At 62.6% G+C, this 18,881-nt stretch carries 15 protein-coding genes and 1 pseudogene; 11 read left to right on the top strand and 5 right to left on the bottom strand.

Translation table 11 applies throughout. The annotated features are described in order from the left end of the window. Positions 1–136: 136 nt before the first annotated feature. Entirely contained in the window at positions 137–1,306 is a 1,170-nt protein-coding gene (locus C5J22_RS28845) for a pyridoxal phosphate-dependent aminotransferase (protein ID WP_105441058.1), read from the bottom strand. A 117-nt stretch (positions 1,307–1,423) separates the two neighbouring features. Continuing rightward, the gene (mscL, locus tag C5J22_RS28840; RefSeq protein WP_105441057.1) at positions 1,424–1,849 is read right to left on the bottom strand and encodes a large conductance mechanosensitive channel protein MscL; all 426 of its coding nucleotides are present in this window, start codon (positions 1,847–1,849) and stop codon (positions 1,424–1,426) included. A 197-nt stretch (positions 1,850–2,046) separates the two neighbouring features. Here mscL and C5J22_RS28835 point away from each other — a divergent pair, with 197 nt between their 5' ends. Together C5J22_RS28835 and C5J22_RS28830 are read left to right on the top strand one after the other, a co-directional pair. Further along, a complete protein-coding gene (locus tag C5J22_RS28835; RefSeq protein WP_105441056.1) occupies positions 2,047–5,562 on the top strand; it encodes a PAS domain-containing hybrid sensor histidine kinase/response regulator in 3,516 nt (1,171 codons plus the stop codon). Positions 5,563–5,760: 198 nt separating this feature from the next. Next, positions 5,761–6,996: an OpgC family protein gene (locus C5J22_RS28830; protein WP_105441055.1), complete on the top strand. Its 1,236-nt coding sequence runs from the start codon at positions 5,761–5,763 to the stop codon at positions 6,994–6,996. Positions 6,997–7,208: 212 nt separating this feature from the next. Here the strand turns inward: C5J22_RS28830 and C5J22_RS28825 are convergent, their stop codons facing one another. Together C5J22_RS28825 and C5J22_RS28820 are read right to left on the bottom strand one after the other, a co-directional pair. Continuing rightward, positions 7,209–8,741 (bottom strand): UxaA family hydrolase, encoded by a 1,533-nt coding sequence (locus C5J22_RS28825; protein WP_105441054.1) that lies wholly within the window; start codon positions 8,739–8,741, stop codon positions 7,209–7,211. A 34-nt stretch (positions 8,742–8,775) separates the two neighbouring features. Further along, the gene (locus tag C5J22_RS28820) at positions 8,776–9,477 is read right to left on the bottom strand and encodes a FadR/GntR family transcriptional regulator (RefSeq protein ID WP_046638285.1); all 702 of its coding nucleotides are present in this window, start codon (positions 9,475–9,477) and stop codon (positions 8,776–8,778) included. 294 nt (positions 9,478–9,771) lie between these two features. Between C5J22_RS28820 and C5J22_RS28815 the strand changes: the two genes are divergently transcribed. From C5J22_RS28815 to C5J22_RS28775, 9 genes are all read left to right on the top strand, one after another. Then, positions 9,772–11,322: a sugar ABC transporter ATP-binding protein gene (locus tag C5J22_RS28815; RefSeq protein WP_105441083.1), complete on the top strand. Its 1,551-nt coding sequence runs from the start codon at positions 9,772–9,774 to the stop codon at positions 11,320–11,322. A 9-nt stretch (positions 11,323–11,331) separates the two neighbouring features. Beyond that, entirely contained in the window at positions 11,332–12,360 is a 1,029-nt protein-coding gene (locus tag C5J22_RS28810) for an ABC transporter permease (protein WP_105441053.1), read from the top strand. A 97-nt stretch (positions 12,361–12,457) separates the two neighbouring features. Then, positions 12,458–13,399, top strand: a complete 942-nt coding sequence (locus C5J22_RS28805) for an ABC transporter substrate-binding protein (protein WP_046607376.1) — start codon at positions 12,458–12,460, stop codon at positions 13,397–13,399. 75 nt (positions 13,400–13,474) lie between these two features. Next, entirely contained in the window at positions 13,475–14,488 is a 1,014-nt protein-coding gene (locus C5J22_RS28800) for an aldo/keto reductase (protein WP_105441052.1), read from the top strand. A gap of 2 nt (positions 14,489–14,490) precedes the next feature. After that, positions 14,491–15,309, top strand: a complete 819-nt coding sequence (locus C5J22_RS28795) for an amidohydrolase (protein WP_105441051.1) — start codon at positions 14,491–14,493, stop codon at positions 15,307–15,309. Positions 15,310–15,313: 4 nt separating this feature from the next. Further along, positions 15,314–16,321 (top strand): zinc-binding alcohol dehydrogenase family protein, encoded by a 1,008-nt coding sequence (locus C5J22_RS28790; protein ID WP_105441050.1) that lies wholly within the window; start codon positions 15,314–15,316, stop codon positions 16,319–16,321. A gap of 11 nt (positions 16,322–16,332) precedes the next feature. After that, positions 16,333–16,662, top strand: a complete 330-nt coding sequence (locus C5J22_RS28785) for an L-rhamnose mutarotase (RefSeq protein ID WP_041364556.1) — start codon at positions 16,333–16,335, stop codon at positions 16,660–16,662. A gap of 65 nt (positions 16,663–16,727) precedes the next feature. Beyond that, positions 16,728–17,462, top strand: a complete 735-nt coding sequence (locus C5J22_RS28780; protein ID WP_105441049.1) for an SDR family oxidoreductase — start codon at positions 16,728–16,730, stop codon at positions 17,460–17,462. 17 nt (positions 17,463–17,479) lie between these two features. Beyond that, on the top strand, positions 17,480–18,757 hold the full coding sequence (locus tag C5J22_RS28775; RefSeq protein WP_105441048.1) for an L-fuconate dehydratase: 1,278 nt from the start codon (positions 17,480–17,482) through the stop codon (positions 18,755–18,757). A 6-nt stretch (positions 18,758–18,763) separates the two neighbouring features. On the opposite strand, the pseudogene C5J22_RS28770 reads toward C5J22_RS28775, so the two are convergent. Continuing rightward, a pseudogene (locus C5J22_RS28770) lies at positions 18,764–18,881 on the bottom strand (IS630 family transposase); the annotation flags it as partial.

The raw sequence follows: 18,881 nt of genomic DNA, 5'->3' as shown, positions 1-18,881 counted from the left end.
TCGTTGGCAGGACAAAAACACGGGCAGTCTTCAACAATGCTTACCCGACGCTGGTTGCGCCGGGTTTATCTCGGGTCAAGGCGAATGGGCTCTTGAGCATATCGCTCGAATTTTATCGTTTGCGTGCCGGACCGGATCAGAGACGCTTGATATAGTCCGAGAGGCGGCCGGCTGCCTCTTCGATCTGCTTCGGATCGCGCAGGAAACAGGCGCGCAGGAAAAGCTCGCCGCCCATGCCGAAAGCCGAGCCTGGAGCCAGCGCCACGCCGATCTTGTCGACGATATCGAGCGCCGCACTGCGGCTGTCGGTGATGCCGTCCACCTTGACGAAAGCGTAAAGCGCGCCATCCGGCTTCAACGTTTCGACCCGGTTGGTCGCAATCAGCGCGTCGCAGAGGATGTCGCGGGCCATGGTCGCCCGGGCGATATTCGCGTTCACGAAGTCGTCGCCCTGATCGAGCGCGACCACGGCGCCGCGCTGCAGGAACTGTGCCACGCCGGAATTCGAATACTGCACCAGGTTTTCGATAACCTGTCCCATTTCGGGCGGAGCGACGATCCAGCCGACCCGCCAGCCGGTCATCGACCAATTCTTGGAGAAGGAATTGGCGAAGATGATCCGGTCGCCTTCCTCCATGATGTCGAGGAAGGACGGAGCCCTTGCGGCGCCGCCGTAATAATACCGGGCATAGATTTCGTCGGCGACGATCCAGATGCCGTACTTGCGGGCGAGCGCCAGGATGTTCTTCAGGTCCTCAAGCGTCGCTGTCCAGCCGGTCGGGTTGGCTGGAGTGTTGATGAACAGGCCCTTGGTCTTCGGGGTGATCTTCGCCTCCAGCTTGGCGAGATCGAGCGACCAGCGGCCACCGACGAAATCGAGCGGCAGGCCGACGGAATGGGCGCCGGAGATCTCGATCGCCGAGATGATGTTCGGCCAGGTCGGCGACAGGTAGATCATCTCGTCGCCGGGAGAGGTCACCGCCTGCACCGCCAGCATGATCGCGTGCATGCCGGAGCCGGTGACATAAAAATGCTCGACCGGCAGCGAGACCGAGAAATGCCGCGCGTAATAATCCGACAGCGCCTGGCGCAGCTCGGGAATGCCACGCTGCCAGGTATAGAAGGTCTCGCCGCCCAAAAGCGCCTCGGTTGCGGCGCGGTTGATGAAATCGGGGCTCGGCAGATCGCCTTCACCGGCCCAGAGCGGGATCAATCCCTCCCGCCCGCGGGCGTAGTTGAGGACCTCGACAATGCCGCTTTCGGGCGCTGCGACGGCGCGGGGGCTGAGACTGGAGATGATCGACATGGAATTCCCTTGAGGCTGTTTCCCACATCCTTAGCGCAGGAAAGCCGCGGAATCCCATGATAATCCGTGACGCGGAGATCGATTCCGCTGATGATTCCTTACCGCGTGATCAAAAGATCACTTCGACTTCAGGAGGTCGCGGATTTCGGTCAAAAGCTGGATATCGGCCGGCGGCGGGGCCGGCGCTTCGTCAGCCGACTTCTTTTCATCGGCCAGGCGCATCTTGTTCACGGCCTTCACCATCAGGAAGATGATGAACGCCAGGATCACGAAATTGATGAGAACGGTGATGAAATTGCCATAGGCAAAGACCGCACCCTGTTCGCGGGCAGCGGCGAGCGACGGCGCTGTGACCGCGCTCGACAGTGGCAGGAAATAATTCGAGAAATCGAAGCCGCCACCAGTGATCGCGCCAACGATCGGCATCACGATGTCATCGACCAGCGATTTTACGATGCCCGTGAAAGCGGCGCCGATGATAATACCGACCGCAAGGTCGACGACATTGCCCTTGGCAATAAAGGAACGGAATTCGCTGACCATTGACATCGCCAATATCCCCCATGGCTTTTCAGTTTCGGTAAAACGCAAGATAGCGCTTTCTGCGGACGTGAAAAGATGGTGTCCGCCGAAGCCCTAAATACGATCGTCTATTGGACTTTTTGCCGAGAGGCTCCCTGATTCCCAAGCGCATGCTTTTCCCCTAATGTTTGAGGCTCAAAGCCTTTTGCGGAGGAGCAATGCTTCCGGGCTGGATCATTTTCGTTTCGGCTTTCGCCTATGTGCTGCTGCTGTTTGCAGTGGCGAGTTACGGCGACCGGCGGAGCCGTGTCTTCGGCGTGCCGAAGAACGGCCGGCCGATCGTCTATGCGCTGAGCCTTGCGATCTACTGCACCTCCTGGACCTATTTCGGCGGCGTCGGGCTTGCCTCGCAAAAGGGCCTGGAATTCACCGGCATCTATATCGGCCCGATCCTCGCCTTCACGCTCGGCATGCCGATCATCCGGCGGATCGTCGAGCTTGCCAAGGCCGAGAAGCTGACGTCGGTCGCCGATTTCATCGCCGCCCGCTACGGCAAGAACTCCACCGTCGCGATGATTGTCGCGATCATCGCGCTCGTCGGCGCTGTCCCCTATATCGCGCTGCAGCTGAAGGCGGTGTCGAGCTCGGTGGCCGCCATGGTCAACCCGTCGGATTACGGCATCGGCAGCGGCAATCTCTACTTCATCGACCTGGCGCTGATCGTCACGCTGATGATGGCCTGTTTCGCGGTCATCTTCGGCACCCGCCACACGGATGCGACGGAACACCAGGACGGGCTGATCCTTGCGGTGGCGATGGAATCGGTGGTCAAGCTGCTCGCCTTTGCGACGGTCGGTTTTTCGGTCTTCTTCATTCTCTTCGATGGGCCCGCCGACCTGCTCGCCAAGGCATCGGAAAACATGCTCGTCGGTTCGGCGCTCGCCTACGAGACGCCGATCAGCCGCTGGCTGATCCTGATTGCGCTGTCGGCGTTCGCGATCATCATGCTGCCGCGGCAGTTCCACGTGACTGTGGTCGAGAACCGCACCACCAAGGAACGCAAGGTGGCCGGCGTGCTTCTGCCGCTCTACCTCATCGCCATCAATATCTTCGTGCTGCCGGTCGCGATGGCCGGGCTGATCACTTTCGGCGGCACCGGCGATGCCGACCTCTATGTGCTGACGCTGCCGCTTGCCGGGGAACTGAAGGTCGTTTCGCTGATCGCCTTCATCGGCGGCTTTTCCGCCGCCACCGCCATGGTGATCGTCGAATCCGTGGCGCTTTCGATCATGGTGTCGAACGACATCATCATCCCGATCTTCCTCAGGCAACGGCTGATGGCCGCCCGCTCCGGCCAGCGCACCGACTTTACGCGCACGCTGCTGCACATCCGCCGCGTCGCGATCTTCGGCGTTCTCATCCTCGGTTATGCCTATTACCGCATGGCCGACAGCCAGTCGGGCCTTGCCTCCATCGGCCTGCTCGCCTTCGCGGCGATCGCCCAGGTGGCTCCTGCCCTCCTCGGCGGCCTCGTCTGGCGCCGTGCCAACGCCCGCGGCGCGATCCTCGGCATGTCCTTCGGCTTCCTCGCCTGGGCCTACCTGCTGTTCGTGCCGAGCCTCGGCGGCCCGGACAATTCCCATGTGGCGACGGCTGTCCTCAATTTCCTGTTCCCCGGCACCGGCATATTCTCCGGGCCGCAGACGGACCCGCTGGTCAGCGCGACGATCTTCAGCCTGACGCTCAACATACTCGCCTTCGTGCTCGGCTCGTTGTCGCGCAATCCGCGGCCGGTCGAGCGCATCCAGGCCGGCATCTTCGTCAAAAGGCATCTGCGCTCGCAATTTGCAACGCGCGGCTGGAAGACCCGCGTCAGCGTCGGCGACCTGAAGACGGCGATCGCCCGGTATCTCGGCGAAGAACGCATGCGGCGTTCCTTCTCCAATTACGAACAAAGCGCGGGCCGCAAGTTCGGCGACGACCAGCCCGCCGACATGGCGATGATCCATTTCTCCGAACAGCTACTCGGCAGCGCGATCGGCTCGTCCTCTGCCCGGCTGGTGCTGTCGCTGATCCTGCAGAAGGCCGAGGACACCAATTCCGACACCGCCTGGCTGCTCGACCAGGCAAGCGAGGCGCTGCAATATAACCAGGACATGCTGCAGACGGCGCTGTCGCAGATGGACCAGGGCATCGCCGTCTTCGACAGTTCCGAACGCCTGACCATCTGGAACCGGCGCTTCCGCAATCTGCTGGACCTGCCGGAACAGGTCGGCCAGGTCGGCTTTCCGCTGGCCGACATGGTCGCCATCCTCTCGGAACGCGGCGATCTGGCTGCGTCGGATCAGGTCGAAGTCATCCGCCAATTCCAGACGCTCGACGCGCCATTCTCGCTCGTCCTCAACGGCGGCGAGCGGATCGTCGAGGTTCGCTCCAATGCCATGCCCGACAAGGGCATCGTCGCGACCTTCACCGACATTTCCGAGCGCGTCGCGGCCGACCAGGCGCTGAAGCAGGCAAACGAGACGCTCGAACAGCGGGTCGACGAACGCACCGCCGAGCTCACCCGCGTCAACAAGGAGCTTGCCGAGGCCCAGGCATCCGCCGACGAGGCCAATATCGGCAAGACCCGGTTCTTCGCCGCCGCCGGCCACGACATCCTGCAGCCGCTCAATGCCGCCCGGCTTTATTCCTCGGCACTGGTGGAGCGGCTCGGCACCTCCGACAACAATGGTTCGCTGGTCCGCAATATCGATTCGGCCCTGGAATCGGTCGAGGCGATCCTCGGCGCCGTTCTCGATATCTCCAGGCTCGATACGGGAGCCATGAAGCCGCGCTTCACCTCGGTGCCGCTCGACGACCTTTTGAAACGCATCGAGACCGACTACGCGCCGATGGCCCGCGAGAAGGACCTGGAATTCGTCGTCATGCCGACATCGCTGAAGGTCCGCTCCGACGCCAACCTGCTGCGCCGGCTGGTGCAAAACCTCGTCTCCAACGCGATCAAATATACGATCGACGGCAAGGTGCTGATCGGCGCCCGCCGGCGGGGCGACCAAGTGGTCATCGAAGTGCTCGATTCCGGCATCGGCATTCCGCCCTCAAAATTCCGCACCGTGTTCAAGGAATTCGCCCGGCTGGACGAGGGGGCGAAGACGGCGGCCGGCCTCGGTCTCGGCCTGTCGATCGTCGACCGCATTTCGCGGGTGCTCAACCATCCGGTCCAGCTCGCCTCCACGCCCGGTCGAGGCACCGCCTTCCGGGTGCAGGTGCCTATGGACCTGACCGCATCGCAGACAATCCATGCCGCCGACCAGTCGGACCGCCGCAAGCGCTCGCAGCCGCTGAACGGGCTGCGGGTGTTGTGCATCGACAACGAGCCGCGTATCCTCGAGGGCATGGCGCTGCTGATCACCGGCTGGGGCTGCAAAGTCGGCCAGGCGGATTCGCTGGCCGCACTCGACGACATCATCGAGCGCCGCGAACCGCCACCGGAAATCATCATCGCCGACTATCATCTTGACGATGGCAACGGCATCGAAGCCGTTCTCAAGCTCCGCCAAAAATACCAGTCGGACATCCCCGCGCTGATCATCACCGCCGATCGCACGCCCGAAGTGCGCGCCGAAGCGGAGCGTCACGACATCGGCGTACAGCACAAGCCCGTGAAGCCCGCCGCCATGCGGGCCTACCTCACGCAGGTTGCAGGGCTGAAGCGCGTCGCGGCGGAATAGTGTGAACCTCACCCAACCCAGCGTTCATCCCAGAGTCATCACGGACTGTTTACAGTAGATCAGGTCTAAACGCCCAGATTGGGCTGGAACTGTCCGGCTTTTTGCCGCGTTTAGCCGCGTACATCCTGGCCCGCAGAGGCCTTACGGACCGAAAGGCGAAAGCCCATCGGAACCGGCAAAAGACGGAGACCGCGACCGATGAAACGCTTTGATATTATTGATGGTATGCGAGGATATTTCCTCGTTTTCATGGTGCTGAACCATCTGATCTTTGCCGGCGGCTATCTTCTGGTGAAGATCAACCACAATCAGCTGGCCTTCGTTGAAGACGCCCAGGGCTTCGTTTTCCTGTCCGGCCTGCTGATCGGCATGGTCTATGCCAAGAAGATGCTGAAGAACGGTTATGCGGCTGGACGGACGGCCATCTACAACCGGGCGTTCGAGCTTTATCGTTATGCGATGGGCATCGTGCTGGTTGTGCTGGTCGCGCAGATGCTTCTGCCCGGCGCCTATTCGATCTGGTTCAATTGGCTGGGTTACACGACCTTCGACGACCCGCTGCGTCTCGCAGCGATCGCGACGTTCCTGTACCAGCCGACCTTCATGGACATCCTGCCCCAGTATATCGTCTACATGCTGTTCGCGCCCATGCTGGTGAAGCTCGTGCTGGAGGACAAGTGGCACTACGTGGTGGCCGGTTCGGTGATCCTGTGGATGGCGGCCCAGCTCGGCCTGCAGCAGATCGCCACGACACCGCTCAACGACATGGTCATGGGTGCGGACGACCAGGGCATCCGCGTATCGTTCAACCTGCTCGGCTGGCAGGTCGTGTTCTATTCGGGCCTCGTGCTCGGCGCGCTGACCTCGTCCGGCAAGATCAAGTGGAGCAATATCCTGTCGCCGGACAATACCTTCATCCCGAAGCTGGCGCTGCTGATGGTTCTCTTCTTCCTGCCGCTGCGCCTGATCACCGCGCATGAACTGATGCCGCCGCACATGATCGGCAAGTTCGCCTCGATGGAGATCCGCGCCGATTTCGGTCCGGTCTATCTCCTGAACTTCGCAGCCGTCGCCATGCTCGTCACCTGGCTGATCGTGGCCGGTCCGAAACACAAGGACGAGTGGGTGCGCCGCATCGCCGGTGCCATCACCTGGGTGTTCTCGATCAAGTACCTGCAGCTTCTCGGCCGCCACTCGCTCTATGTCTATGTGTGGCACGTCGCGATCGTCTATTTCGTCTACTATTTCGACGGGCGGACGCCGGAGCTCGACGAGTTCACCAAGACGGCGATTGCGCTGGTCTCGATCGCGCTGCTGTCGCTGCCGGCCCTGTGGCGCGAACGCGACAAGCTGTTCGGCACGGCGGAACCGGCGCCGGTCAAGGTGCAGCAGCCGGCAAAGCCCGGCGCACCGCAGCAGATGGTCATTCGGTAAGGCGACATAAGGTCAACGCAAAACAAGGGCAGCGGCTTAGGCCGCTGCCCTTTGCGTATAGGAACCCTGCAACCCACCCGACGTCATCCTCGGCCTTGAGCCGAGGATCCAGCATCCGCACCGCCAGCCCATGGATCCTCGGGTCGAGCCCGAGGATGACGGAGAACGGGGCGAGTAGCCGCTTTCCCGCGATATCCCCCGTAGACTGCTTTTTACGTCACTGCCCCGACCTGCCACGGCACGAATTCGTTGTCGCCGTAGTCGTAGATTTCGCTGAGCGTCTTCTTGCCCGAGGCGACCGCGATCACATCCTCGAAAATCCGCAGTCCCGCCTGCTCGATCGTCTCCTCGCCGGTGACGATGCCGCCGCAGTTCAGGTCCATGTCTTCCTTCATGTGCTCGTACATTTCGGAATTGGTGGCGATCTTGATGCAGGGCGATGGCTTGAAGCCCGAAACCGAGCCGCGACCGGTGGTGAAACAGATGACGTTGCAGCCGCCCGCGACCTGCCCGGTCACCGCGACCGGATCGTAGCCGGGCGTATCCATGAACACGAAACCAGGCTCCGTCACCGCCTCGGCGAACTCGTAGACGGCCTTCAACGGCATCGAACCGCCCTTGGCGACCGCGCCGAGCGACTTTTCCAGGATCGTGGTCAGGCCGCCGAGCTTGTTGCCGTGTGAAGGATTGTTGTTCAGCTCGTCGCCGTTGCGGGCGGTGTAGTCCCGCCACCAGTCGATCCGCTGCAGAAGTTTCTGGGCCACGTCCGGCGTCACCGCGCGGCGGGTGAGCAGATGTTCGGCGCCGTAGATCTCCGGCGTTTCCGACAGCACCGTCGTGCCGCCGTTGCGGACGATCAGGTCCGAGGCATAACCGAGGGCGGGATTGGCGGAAATCCCCGAATAGCCGTCGGAGCCGCCGCATTCGAGCGCCAGTTTCAGTTTCGACAGAGGCTGCGGCGTGCGCGTCGCGGAATTCACGCCGGGCAGCATTTCCTTGATGATCGCGATCGCCGCATCGATGGTCTTGCGGGTGCCGCCATGCTGCTGGATGTTCATGGTCCGCAGCCGCTCGCCCTCTTCCATGCGGTAATGTTCGAGGATCGGCGCAATCTGGTTGGTTTCGCAGCCGAGGCCGATCATCAGGATGCCGCCGAAATTCGGATGCCGTGCATATCCCTGGATGGTGCGGATCAGCAGCCGGTAACCTTCCGACTTGTTGTTGAGCGCGCAGCCGCCGCCATGGGTGAGCGCCACGACGCCGTCGATATTGTCGAAACCGTCCAACCCGCCGAGGCGGTTGAAATAGTCGGCGATGTAGCGGGACACCGTGGCGGAACAGTTCACCGACGAGATGACGCCGATATAGTTGCGGGTGCCGGCGCCGCCAAGGCCCCGGTCGTAACCCATGAAGGTGCGCCGCTCGGCGTCCGGCAGCATGCCCTTTTCCTCGATATCGACGCTGAACTGGTGCTCGTGCTCCGAGGGCAGCATCGCCAGGTTATGCAGGTGCACATGGCTGCCGGGGGCGATGTCCTGCGTTGCGACGCCGATCACCTGCCCGTATTTCTTGACCTCGCCACCGTTCGGTATAGCCCTGATCGCCACCTTGTGGCCGCGGCCGATCAGCTCGCGGGCCGCAACGTCGCCGAAACCGGTCGGCGCGCCGGCCTGCATCGGCCGCCGCGCGACACCCACGTCGTCGATCGGGTTCAAGATGATGATGGGTGAAGCCGCAAAGTCCATTTTTTTGTTTCCTCCCGAAACAGCCACAGGAATATCACCGTGTCTCGTGGTTCATCCAGCGCTGTTTCGATTCCTCCAGATGTGCATGCATCATCGCCTGGGCGAGAAGCGGATTGCGTGTTTCCAGCGCCGCATAGATCGCCTCGTGTTCGGCCAGCGCAGCGCCCCAGGTTTGCGGGGTCTCGAACCTCACCCGGATCTGCGCCGACATCGGGCTGTGGCGCTCGTCGAACAGGTCGCCGACGATATGCGCCAGTACCGAATTGCCCGACTGGCTGGCGATGGTCAGATGGAAAAGCCGGTCGAGATCGAGCGCCTTGCGCCCTTCGGCGATCTCGGTGCGCATCTGGTCAAGCGTCTGGCGCAACGATCGCAACGTCTCCGGCGTGATCCTTGCCGCTGCGAGCAGGATGACCGCGCCTTCGACGGCGGCCCTTGCCTGCATCAGCTCAAGCGGGCTTTCGCCCATGGAGCCGCTTTGCCATGGCCGGCGGTCCGGCTCGGCTGTCACGTAGATACCCGACCCCATTCGGATTTCGACGCTTCCGTCGATCTCGAGCGCGATCAGCGCTTCACGCAGGGACGGGCGCGAGACGCCAAGCTGCTGGGCAAGCTCCCGCTCGGCCGGCAGGCGCGCGCCGGCCGGAAACTGGCCGCCCTGGATCAGCACCCGGATCTGGTCGGCTATCTGCTGATACAGCCGCCGCGGTTCTGCCGTCTTGATGGGTCCGTTCATGAATTCGCCGTCCTGACAATGTGGCCTTACCATATCAGGAGGCGTGCGGAGAGCAACAATGAAATTTTCATCGTTGATTTTTAACGACTTTATTCACTTTCGCCTGTTGTTCCTTTTGCCGTCACGGGTCTGCGGCTAGGTCCTGAAAAAATTGGCTTGACCACTTCCGCCCTCAGGTTTACCCATTATCAACGCCGGAGGGAGGAGCCGCCGGCGAATGGGCCTGACCGGCCCGGGGAGGCAAATGTGGAAAACCGTCCGGCCGAGCTTGGGCAGACTATGCATGGCGCCGCCATGCTGCCGGGCCGTGCCGCATCGGCTTCGACGACCCAGCCGCTGCTCCGCCTCGACAATATCAGCAAGGACTTTCCGGGCGTCAAAGCGCTCGCCAACGTCCATTTCGACCTCCGCCGCGGGGAAGTTCATGCCGTCTGCGGCGAAAACGGCGCCGGCAAATCGACGCTGATGAAGATCGTCAGCGGCGTCTACCAGCCGAGCGCCGGCACGATCACCTACAAGGGCGAGGAACGGCATTTCTCCTCGACGCGGGAATCCGAAGCCGCCGGCATCGCCATCATCCACCAGGAACTCAACCTCGTGCCGCACCTGACGGTAGCGGAAAACATCTATCTTGCCCGCGAGCCGCGCCGTGGTTTCCTCGCAGGAAGCCTCCTCGTCGACCGCAAGAAGCTGCGCGCCGACGCCAAGCGCTGCCTCGACCGGCTCGGGGTCGACATCAATCCGGATCGTCCGGTGCGGGGCCTGTCCGTCGCCCAGTGCCAGATGGTCGAAATCGCCAAGGCGCTGTCGCTCGACGCCGAAGTGCTGATCATGGACGAACCGACCTCGTCGCTGACCGAGCAGGAGACGCGGCTGCTGTTCAAGGTCATCCGCGACCTGAAGGCGTCGGGCGTCGGCATCGTCTATATCTCGCATCGGCTGGACGAAATGTCCGAGATCGTCGATCGCGTCACGGTGCTGCGCGACGGCCGCTACATCGCCACCGACGATTTTGCCGCCACCAGCATCGACGCGATCGTCTCCAAAATGGTCGGCCGGTCGCTGGAGGAGAAGTTTCCCGAACGGACCTCGGTTGCGAGCGACGAGATCATCTTCTCGGCGCAAGGCCTTTCGCGCGCCGGCGTCTTCCGCGACATTTCCTTCACGCTGCGCCGCGGCGAGATCCTCGGCTTTGCCGGCCTGATGGGCGCCGGACGCACGGAAGTGGCGCGCGCTATCTTCGGTGCCGATCCGCTCGACACCGGCACGGTCACCCTGCATGGCCATACGCTCACCATCACCTCGCCGCGCGATGCGATCGCCGCCGGCATCGCCTATCTGTCCGAGGACCGCAAGGCGCAGGGGCTGGCGGTCAAGATGCCGGTCGACGCCAATATGACGCTCGCCAACATGGAGGCGGTCTCGAACCGCTTCGGCCTGATCGACTTTGCCAAACATGCCCGCGCGACGAAGGAATACATCGATCTCCTGAACATCCGCACGCCCTCGATCAAGCAGCCGGTGCGGCTGCTTTCGGGCGGCAACCAGCAGAAGATCATCATCGGCAAGTGGCTGTTCCGCAAGTCGAAGCTGCTGTTCTTCGACGAGCCGACCCGCGGCATCGACGTCGGCGCCAAGCTCGCGATCTACCGGATCATGGACGAGCTTGCGGCAAACGGCATCGGCGTCGTGCTGATCAGTTCCGAGCTTCCGGAAATTCTCGGCATGACCGACCGCGTCGCCGTCTTCCATCAGGGCCGCATCACCGGCGTGCTGGAGACTGCGAAAACCGACCAGGAAGAGATCATGCGATACGCCTCCGGCTACGCTCGGTCGGCAGGATGAGGGCATAACATGGCTGACATTACCGAAATTACCAAACAGAAGAGCGGCACGTTCAGCGACCGCCAGAAGGATATCATCCAGAAATTCGCCGCGCTCGGCAGCCTGTTCGTGCTGATCGGCGTGTTTTCGGCGACCAGCAGCGCCTTCTTCACCATCGACAACGGCATGACGGTGGCGCTGCAGGTGACCTCGATCGCCTTTCTCGGCATCGGCGCCACCTGCGTCATCATCACCGGCGGCATCGATCTGTCGGTCGGTTCGGTGTTGGCGCTGTCCGGGGTGGTCGCGGCGCTGGTGGTCAAGGATTTCGGAACGCCCGTCTGGCTCGGCATGATCTGCGGCATTCTCACCGGCTCGGCCTGCGGTTTCATCAACGGCATTCTCGTCACCAAGATGAAGCTGCCGCCGTTCATCGCGACACTCGGCATGATGATGATCGCCCGCGGCGTGGCGCTGCAGATCACCGGCGCGCGGGCCGTCTCGGGGCTCGGCGAATCCTTCGGCGAGCTGGGCAACGGCTCACTCTTCCGGGTCGTCACCATCGGCGACGACGGCTTCCCGACCATCGTTTTTCCCGGCATCCCCTACCCGGTCATCCTGATGATCGCAATCGCAATCGCCGTCTCCTACATGCTCAACCGCTCGGTGCTCGGCCGGCATATCTATGCGGTCGGCTCGAATGCCGATGCGGCGCGGCTTTCGGGCGTCAATGTCGCCCGCATCGTCAGCTTCACCTACGTTCTCTCCGGCACGCTGGCCGGCCTGACCGGCTGCGTGCTGATGTCGCGCCTCGTCACCGCCCAGCCGAACGAGGGTGTGATGTACGAACTGGATGCGATCGCCAGCGCCGTCATCGGCGGCACCTCGCTGATCGGCGGCGTCGGCACGATTTCCGGAACCGCGATCGGCGCCTTCGTGATCGGCATCCTTCGCAACGGCCTCAACATGAACGGCGTCTCCGCCTTCACGCAGCAAATCATCATCGGCCTCGTCATTCTGGTCACCGTATGGATCGACCAGCTGCGCAACCGCCGCTGAGATAAGGGCACGCGGACCTTTACCCGCGAGACGTCAAGGGAGTGAGGAGCTCTCTAAAAAACCGGCCGTTTCAGGCCAACGAAAAGAGGAGGAAGACATGAAAAAGCTTGCTGCCGCACTGCTGACATCCGTGATCGCACTGACCGCGTTCTCGGCTCAGGCTGGCGAAATCGCCGTCATCGTGAAGACCGTCAATTCCACTTTCTGGCAGAATGTCCAGAAGGGTGCCGATGCCGCCATGAAGGCCGGCGGGGGCAGCAACACCATGACCTTCCAGGGACCGGCTGCGGAATCCGCGATCGCCGACCAAGTCAACATGGTCGAGAACGCCGTCAACCGCAAGGTTTCCGGCATCGTGCTGGCGCCGTCCGATCCGGACGCACTGGTTCCGGCCGTGAAGAAGGCCTGGGAAGCCCGCATTCCGGTTATCATCGTCGACTCGCTGCTCGCCAAGGGGTCCGAGCAGTATTACCAGTCGTTCCTCGCCACCGACAACAAGAAGGCCGGCGAGCTTGCCGCCAAGGCACTGATCGACAAAGTGGGCAAGGAAGGCAAGATCGCCGTGATGTCCTACGTCGCGGGTGCAGGCTCCGAAATCGGCCGCGTCGGCGGATTTACCGACTACATCAAGGCGAACTCGAAGCTGACGATCGTGGGGCCGTTCTACTCGCAGTCCCAGATGGCGACGGCGCTCAACCAGACGACCGACGTACTTGCCGCCAATTCCGACCTCAAGGGCATATTCGGCGCCAACGAGCCGACGGCTATCGGCATGGGCCGCGCGCTGAAACAGTCCGGCAAGGCCGGCAAGGTGGTCGCGATCGGGTTTGACGGAAACCAGGACCTGCAGGAATTCGTCAAGGACGGAACGCTTTCCGCCATCGCGGTGCAAGGTTCGTTCCAGATGGGCGAACTCGGCGTCAAGACCGTGCTCCAGTCGATCAACAAGGAGAAGGTCGAAAAGTTCGTCGATACCGGTGTCGTCGTCGTCACCAAGGACAATATCGACAAGCCGGAAGCCAAGAACGTTCTCTACTAACCTTACCCCCAGCGGGCGCGCATCGCGAATGGTGCGCGTCCGTGATCCTATCCCAAAAGGACTTCGGACGATCCCATGAATGTCACCGAGCGCCGCAAGCTGCCCCACGCCTCCGTCGAATTGACCCAGATGGCGCTCGGCTGCGCGCAGATGGGCAGTCTTTACCACAAGACCTCTTACGAGGAATCGGCCGGCGCCTTTGGAGCCGCCTGGGAGGCTGGCATCCGCTATTACGATACGGCGCCCTTCTACGGATATACGCGCTCCGAACGGCGGCTCGGCACCATGCTGACGGACCTGCCGCGCGACGACTTCGTGCTCAGCACCAAGGTTGGCCGGCTCATGCAGCCGGACGAGACGGTCAGCTCGCAGGAAGACGGATATGTCGAGCCGCTGCCCTTCCGGCCGGTCTTCGACTACAGCTACGACGGCATCATGTGGTCCTTCGAGGCAAGCCAGCAGCGGCTCGGCATCCTCAAGCCCGATATTCTCTACATCCACGATATCGGCAGCATGACCCATGGCGACCGGCATCAGCACTACTGGTACCAGCTGACCGCCGGCGGCGGCTTTCGGGCGCTGAAGAAGCTGCGTGAGGAAGGGCTCACCAAGGCGGTCGGCCTCGGCGTCAACGAATGGGAGATCATCCGCGACGCGATGCAGGTCTTCGATATCGACGTCGCCATGCTCGCCGGCCGTTATACGCTGCTCGAACAGCAGAGTCTCTCCTTCATGGACGACTGCGCCAGCCAAGGCGTCGGCATCGTGGTGGCCGGGCCGTTCAATTCCGGCCTGCTCGCCGGCAACCGCAAATTCAACTATGCGGACGCTCCGGCCGATATCCTCGCCCGCGTCGACGTGTTGCGGGCGGCCTGCGAGGAAGAGGGCGTCAGCCTGCAGGCGGCGGCATTGCAGTTTCCGCTGGCCCATCCCGCCGTGGTGACGGTCGTCTCCGGCGCACGCACCGCCGAACAGATCAGGGCGAATGTCGACTGGTTCGGGGAGGAAATCCCCGCCTCCTTCTGGTCCCGCCTGAAAGCCCGCGGGCTGATCGCCGATGGCGCGCCGCTGCCCGGTCAGGAGGGCTGAACATGCGGGTCGACGCGCATCAGCATTTCTGGCGGATCGCGGACCGGACCGGCCAATGGCCGCCGGCCGAGCTTCAGGCAATTCATCGGGACTTCCTGCCCGGCGATATGCGCCCGTTTCTCGCGGCCGCCGGCATCGACGGCACGGTGCTGGTGCAGACCATGGAGAGCGAAGCGGACACCGCCTTCATGCTCGATATCGCCGACAGCACGCCTTTCATCCTTGGCGTGGTCGGCTGGACCGACATGAAAGCGCCGGGCGCACCGGCCACCATAGCCCGGCTGGCCCGGCATCCGAAGCTCAAAGGGCTGCGGCCGATGCTGCAGGATATCGCCGACGACCACTGGATCGGCGATCCGGCGCTCGACGCCGCTGTTGCCGCCATGCGCGAGCACCATCTGGTCTTCGACGCCCTGGTGCTGCCGCGCCATCTCGAACCGCTAGTTGCCTTCGCCCGGCGACACCCTGGTCTGCCGATCGTGATCGATCACGGCGCCAAGCCGCCGATCTCTGAAGGCCGTTTCATCGACTGGTATGCGCGCATGAAAGTGCTCGCCGAACTGCCGTACGTTCATTGCAAGCTTTCCGGCCTGCTGACCGAGGCCGGCGACCAGAAGCCCCAGGCGGTGCGGCCTTATGCCGAAACCATATTCGACCTGTTCGGCCCCGAACGGGTCATCTGGGGCAGCGATTGGCCGGTGCTGAGGCTTGCCGGAGATTACCAGGCCTGGCTGGATCAATGCCTCGATATCGTGCCCGCCGACGCTCATGGCGAGGTCTTCGGCGGCAATGCCCAGCGTTTCTATCGACTCGGAGCGTAAGAGTATGCTGACTATCATCTGCGACGAACCAGGCAAACTCAGCGCCATCGACCGTCCCAAGCCTTTTCGCGGCGAGGGTGAAGTGCTGGTGAAGCTGCGGCGCATCGGCGTCTGCGGCACCGACCTGCACATCTTCACCGGCAACCAGCCTTATCTCTCTTATCCGCGCGTCATGGGTCACGAGCTCGCCGCCACGGTCGAGGAAGCACCGGCCGGCAGTGCGCTTGCGGTCGGCGATACCGTCTCGATCATGCCCTACATCTCCTGCGGCCACTGCCATGCCTGCCTCAAGGGCCGGACCAATTGCTGCCGCAACCTCGGCGTCCTCGGCGTGCATCGCGATGGAGGCATGACCGAATATCTGAGCCTGCCGGAAGCATTCGTGCTGAAGGCCGGCGGGCTTTCGCTCGACCAGGCGGCGATGGTGGAATTTCTGGCGATCGGCGCCCATGCGGTTGCCCGCGCCAGGATCGAGCCGGGACAGAGCGTTCTGGTCACCGGCGCCGGTCCGATCGGGCTGGCGGTCGCGATCTTCGCGACGCTCGAGGGCGCAGCGGTGACGCTTCTCGACAGCCGTGGCGACCGGCTGGACTTCGCCCGCCAGCAGCTGGGGCTCACCTCCACGGTTCAACTTGGTCCGGACGACCAGGGGCAGCTCTCGGCGCTGACCGGCGGCGACTTCTTCGATGCTGTCTTCGACGCGACAGGCAATCCGAAAGCGATCGAACGCGGGTTCGGCTTCGTCGCCCATGGCGGCACCTACGTGCTCGTCTCGATCGTTTCGAGCGACATCACCTTTTCCGATCCGGAATTCCACAAGCGCGAGACAACGCTGCTCGGCAGCCGCAACGCGACGGCCGTGGATTTCGAGCGGGTGATGCAGGCCATGCGCGAGGGCAAGATCCCCGCAGCCCTGGTCACCCATAGAATGATGCTGTCGGAAGTGCCGGAGCGTTTTCGGGGACTGACCGATCCGGCGGCAGGCGTCGTCAAGGCGCTGGTGGAAGTCTAAAGGAGGCGATGATGCAGCGAATGGGCATGGTGATCGGCATCGAGCCGCAGATGATCGCGGAATACAAGCGCCTGCACGCCGCCGTCTGGCCGGAAGTGCTCGCCCTCATCAGCCGCGCCAACATCAGGAACTACACGATCTTCCTGCGCGAGCCGGAGAACCTGCTGTTCGGAACCTGGGAATATCACGGCACGGATTTTGAAGCCGACATGGCGAAAATAGCCGCCGACCCTAAAAATCAGGAATGGTGGTCTTTCACCATCCCTTGCCAGAAGCCGCTCGACAGCCGCAAAGAAGGCGAGTGGTGGGCGATGATGGAAGAGGTCTTTCATCATGATTGAGGATTTCCTCAATCAGACTGACGGCCGGCCAAACGGTATGAGAACCGGCAATTCGAGGATAAGACATGACGATCAGACTTGATGGAAAAACCGCATTCGTGACTGCCGCAGGCCAGGGCATCGGCCGGGCGGCGGCGCTCGCCTTTGCAGAAGCCGGCGCGATGGTCCATGCAACCGATATCAATGAAGGCTTGCTGGCTGCGCTGCCGAAACTCGACAACCTGAGAACCGCAAGGCTCGACGTGCTTGACAACGCGGCCATCGTCGCCTGTGTCGAGCGCATCGGCACGGTCGACATCCTCTTCAACTGCGCCGGCTTCGTCCATGGGGGCTCGATCCTCGAGATGAAGGACAGCGATTTCGACTTCGCCCTCGACCTCAACGTCAGGGCGATGATCCGCACCATCCGGGCGGTGCTGCCCGGCATGCTTGCGAAAAAGGACGGCGCGATCATCAACATGTCGTCCGTCGCTTCCAGCATCAAGGGCGTGCCGAACCGCTTCGCCTATGGCGTCACCAAGGCGGCCGTGATCGGGCTCACCAAATCCGTCGCCGCCGATTACGTGACCGACGGCATCCGCTGCAACGCCATCTGCCCCGGCACCGTCGAGAGCCCTTCGCTGCAGGACCGCATGCGGGCCCAGGGCAATTACGACGAAGCTCGCGCCGCCTTCATCGCCCGCCAGCCGATGGGCCGGCTCGGCACTCCGGAAGAAATCGCCGAGCTCGCCCTCTACCTCGCCGGCGCCACCTATACGTCAGGCCAGGCTTACGCCATCGACGGCGGCTGGACCATCTGAGGCAATACGAGAGAACCATGACCCGCATCACCGATCTCCGAGTCTTCGATCTTCGTTTCCCCACATCGCAGAGCCTCGACGGCTCCGACGCGATGAATCCGGACCCGGATTATTCGGCGGCCTATGTCATCCTCGATACCGATAGCGGAGATCTTGCCGGCCACGGCCTGACCTTCACGATCGGGCGGGGCAACGACATCTGCTGCATGGCGATCAAGGCGATGCGGCATCTGGTGGTCGGACAGGAACTCGAAACCTTCGCCAAGGCGCCCGGGAAATTCTGGCGGCATCTGACCAGCGACAGCCAGCTGCGCTGGATCGGTCCGGATAAGGGCGCCATCCACCTCGCCACCGGCGCCGTCGTCAACGCCTTCTGGGATCTGCTCGCCAAGCAGAAGGGCAAGCCGGTCTGGCAACTGGTTGCAGAGATGTCGGCCGAAGAGATCGCCGATATCGTCGACTATCGCTACCTGACCGACGTTCTGTCGCGCGAGGATGCGCTGGCGATCCTGAAACGGGCGGAAGTGGGCAAGGCGGAGCGCATCGAGGTGCTGAAGCGCGAGGGTTACGCCTGCTACACGACGTCTGCCGGCTGGCTCGGTTATCCGGAAGAGAAGCTGCGCCGGCTCTGCAAGGAAGCCGTCGATGCGGGCTTCAACCATGTGAAGATGAAGGTCGGACGCGATCTCGAAGACGATATCAGGCGCCTGACGATCGCCCGTGAGGTGATCGGCCCCGACCGCTTCCTGATGATCGACGCCAACCAGGTCTGGGAAGTCGACCAGGCGATCGACTGGGTCAACAAACTCGCCTTTGCGAAACCCTTCTTCATCGAGGAGCCGACCAGCCCGGACGACATTGCCGGGCACCGCAAGATCCGCAATGGCATCCACCCGGTAAAGGTCGCGACCGGCGAAATGTGCCAGAACCGCATCATGTTCAAGCAGTTCATCGCCGAAGGCGCGATCGACATCGTCCAGATCGATTCATGCCGCATGGGCGGGCTGAACGAGGTGCTGGCGGTGCTGCTGGTCGCCGCGAAATACGGCCTTCCAGTCTGGCCGCATGCCGGCGGCGTCGGCCTCTGCGAATACGTCCAGCATCTGTCGATGATCGACTACATCGCCGTATCCGGCACCAAGGAAGGCCGGGTGATCGAATATGTCGACCACCTGCACGAGCACTTCGTCGAGCCCTGCATCATCGAAAACGCGGCCTATATGCCGCCGGTGCGACCGGGTTTCTCGATCGAGATGAAACCGCAATCGATTGCCGACTACACCTTCCGCGGCTAGAGCGGTTCATGTTTTGACGGAAGCATATCCTGCATTTGTGAGATAGTTGGCGCATTCGTCGGGCAGGATTGTTTCGACCAGTCTGCCGATGTGACGCCAGGTGTCATCGATGGTGCGCTTTTGT

Origin of the sequence: Neorhizobium sp. T25_13 (assembly GCF_002968675.1) — a bacterium.
GTDB lineage: Bacteria > Pseudomonadota > Alphaproteobacteria > Rhizobiales > Rhizobiaceae > Neorhizobium > Neorhizobium tomejilense.
The sequence above is the reverse complement of the archived record's forward strand: the minus strand, read 5'-3'. Positions and strand labels throughout refer to the sequence as shown.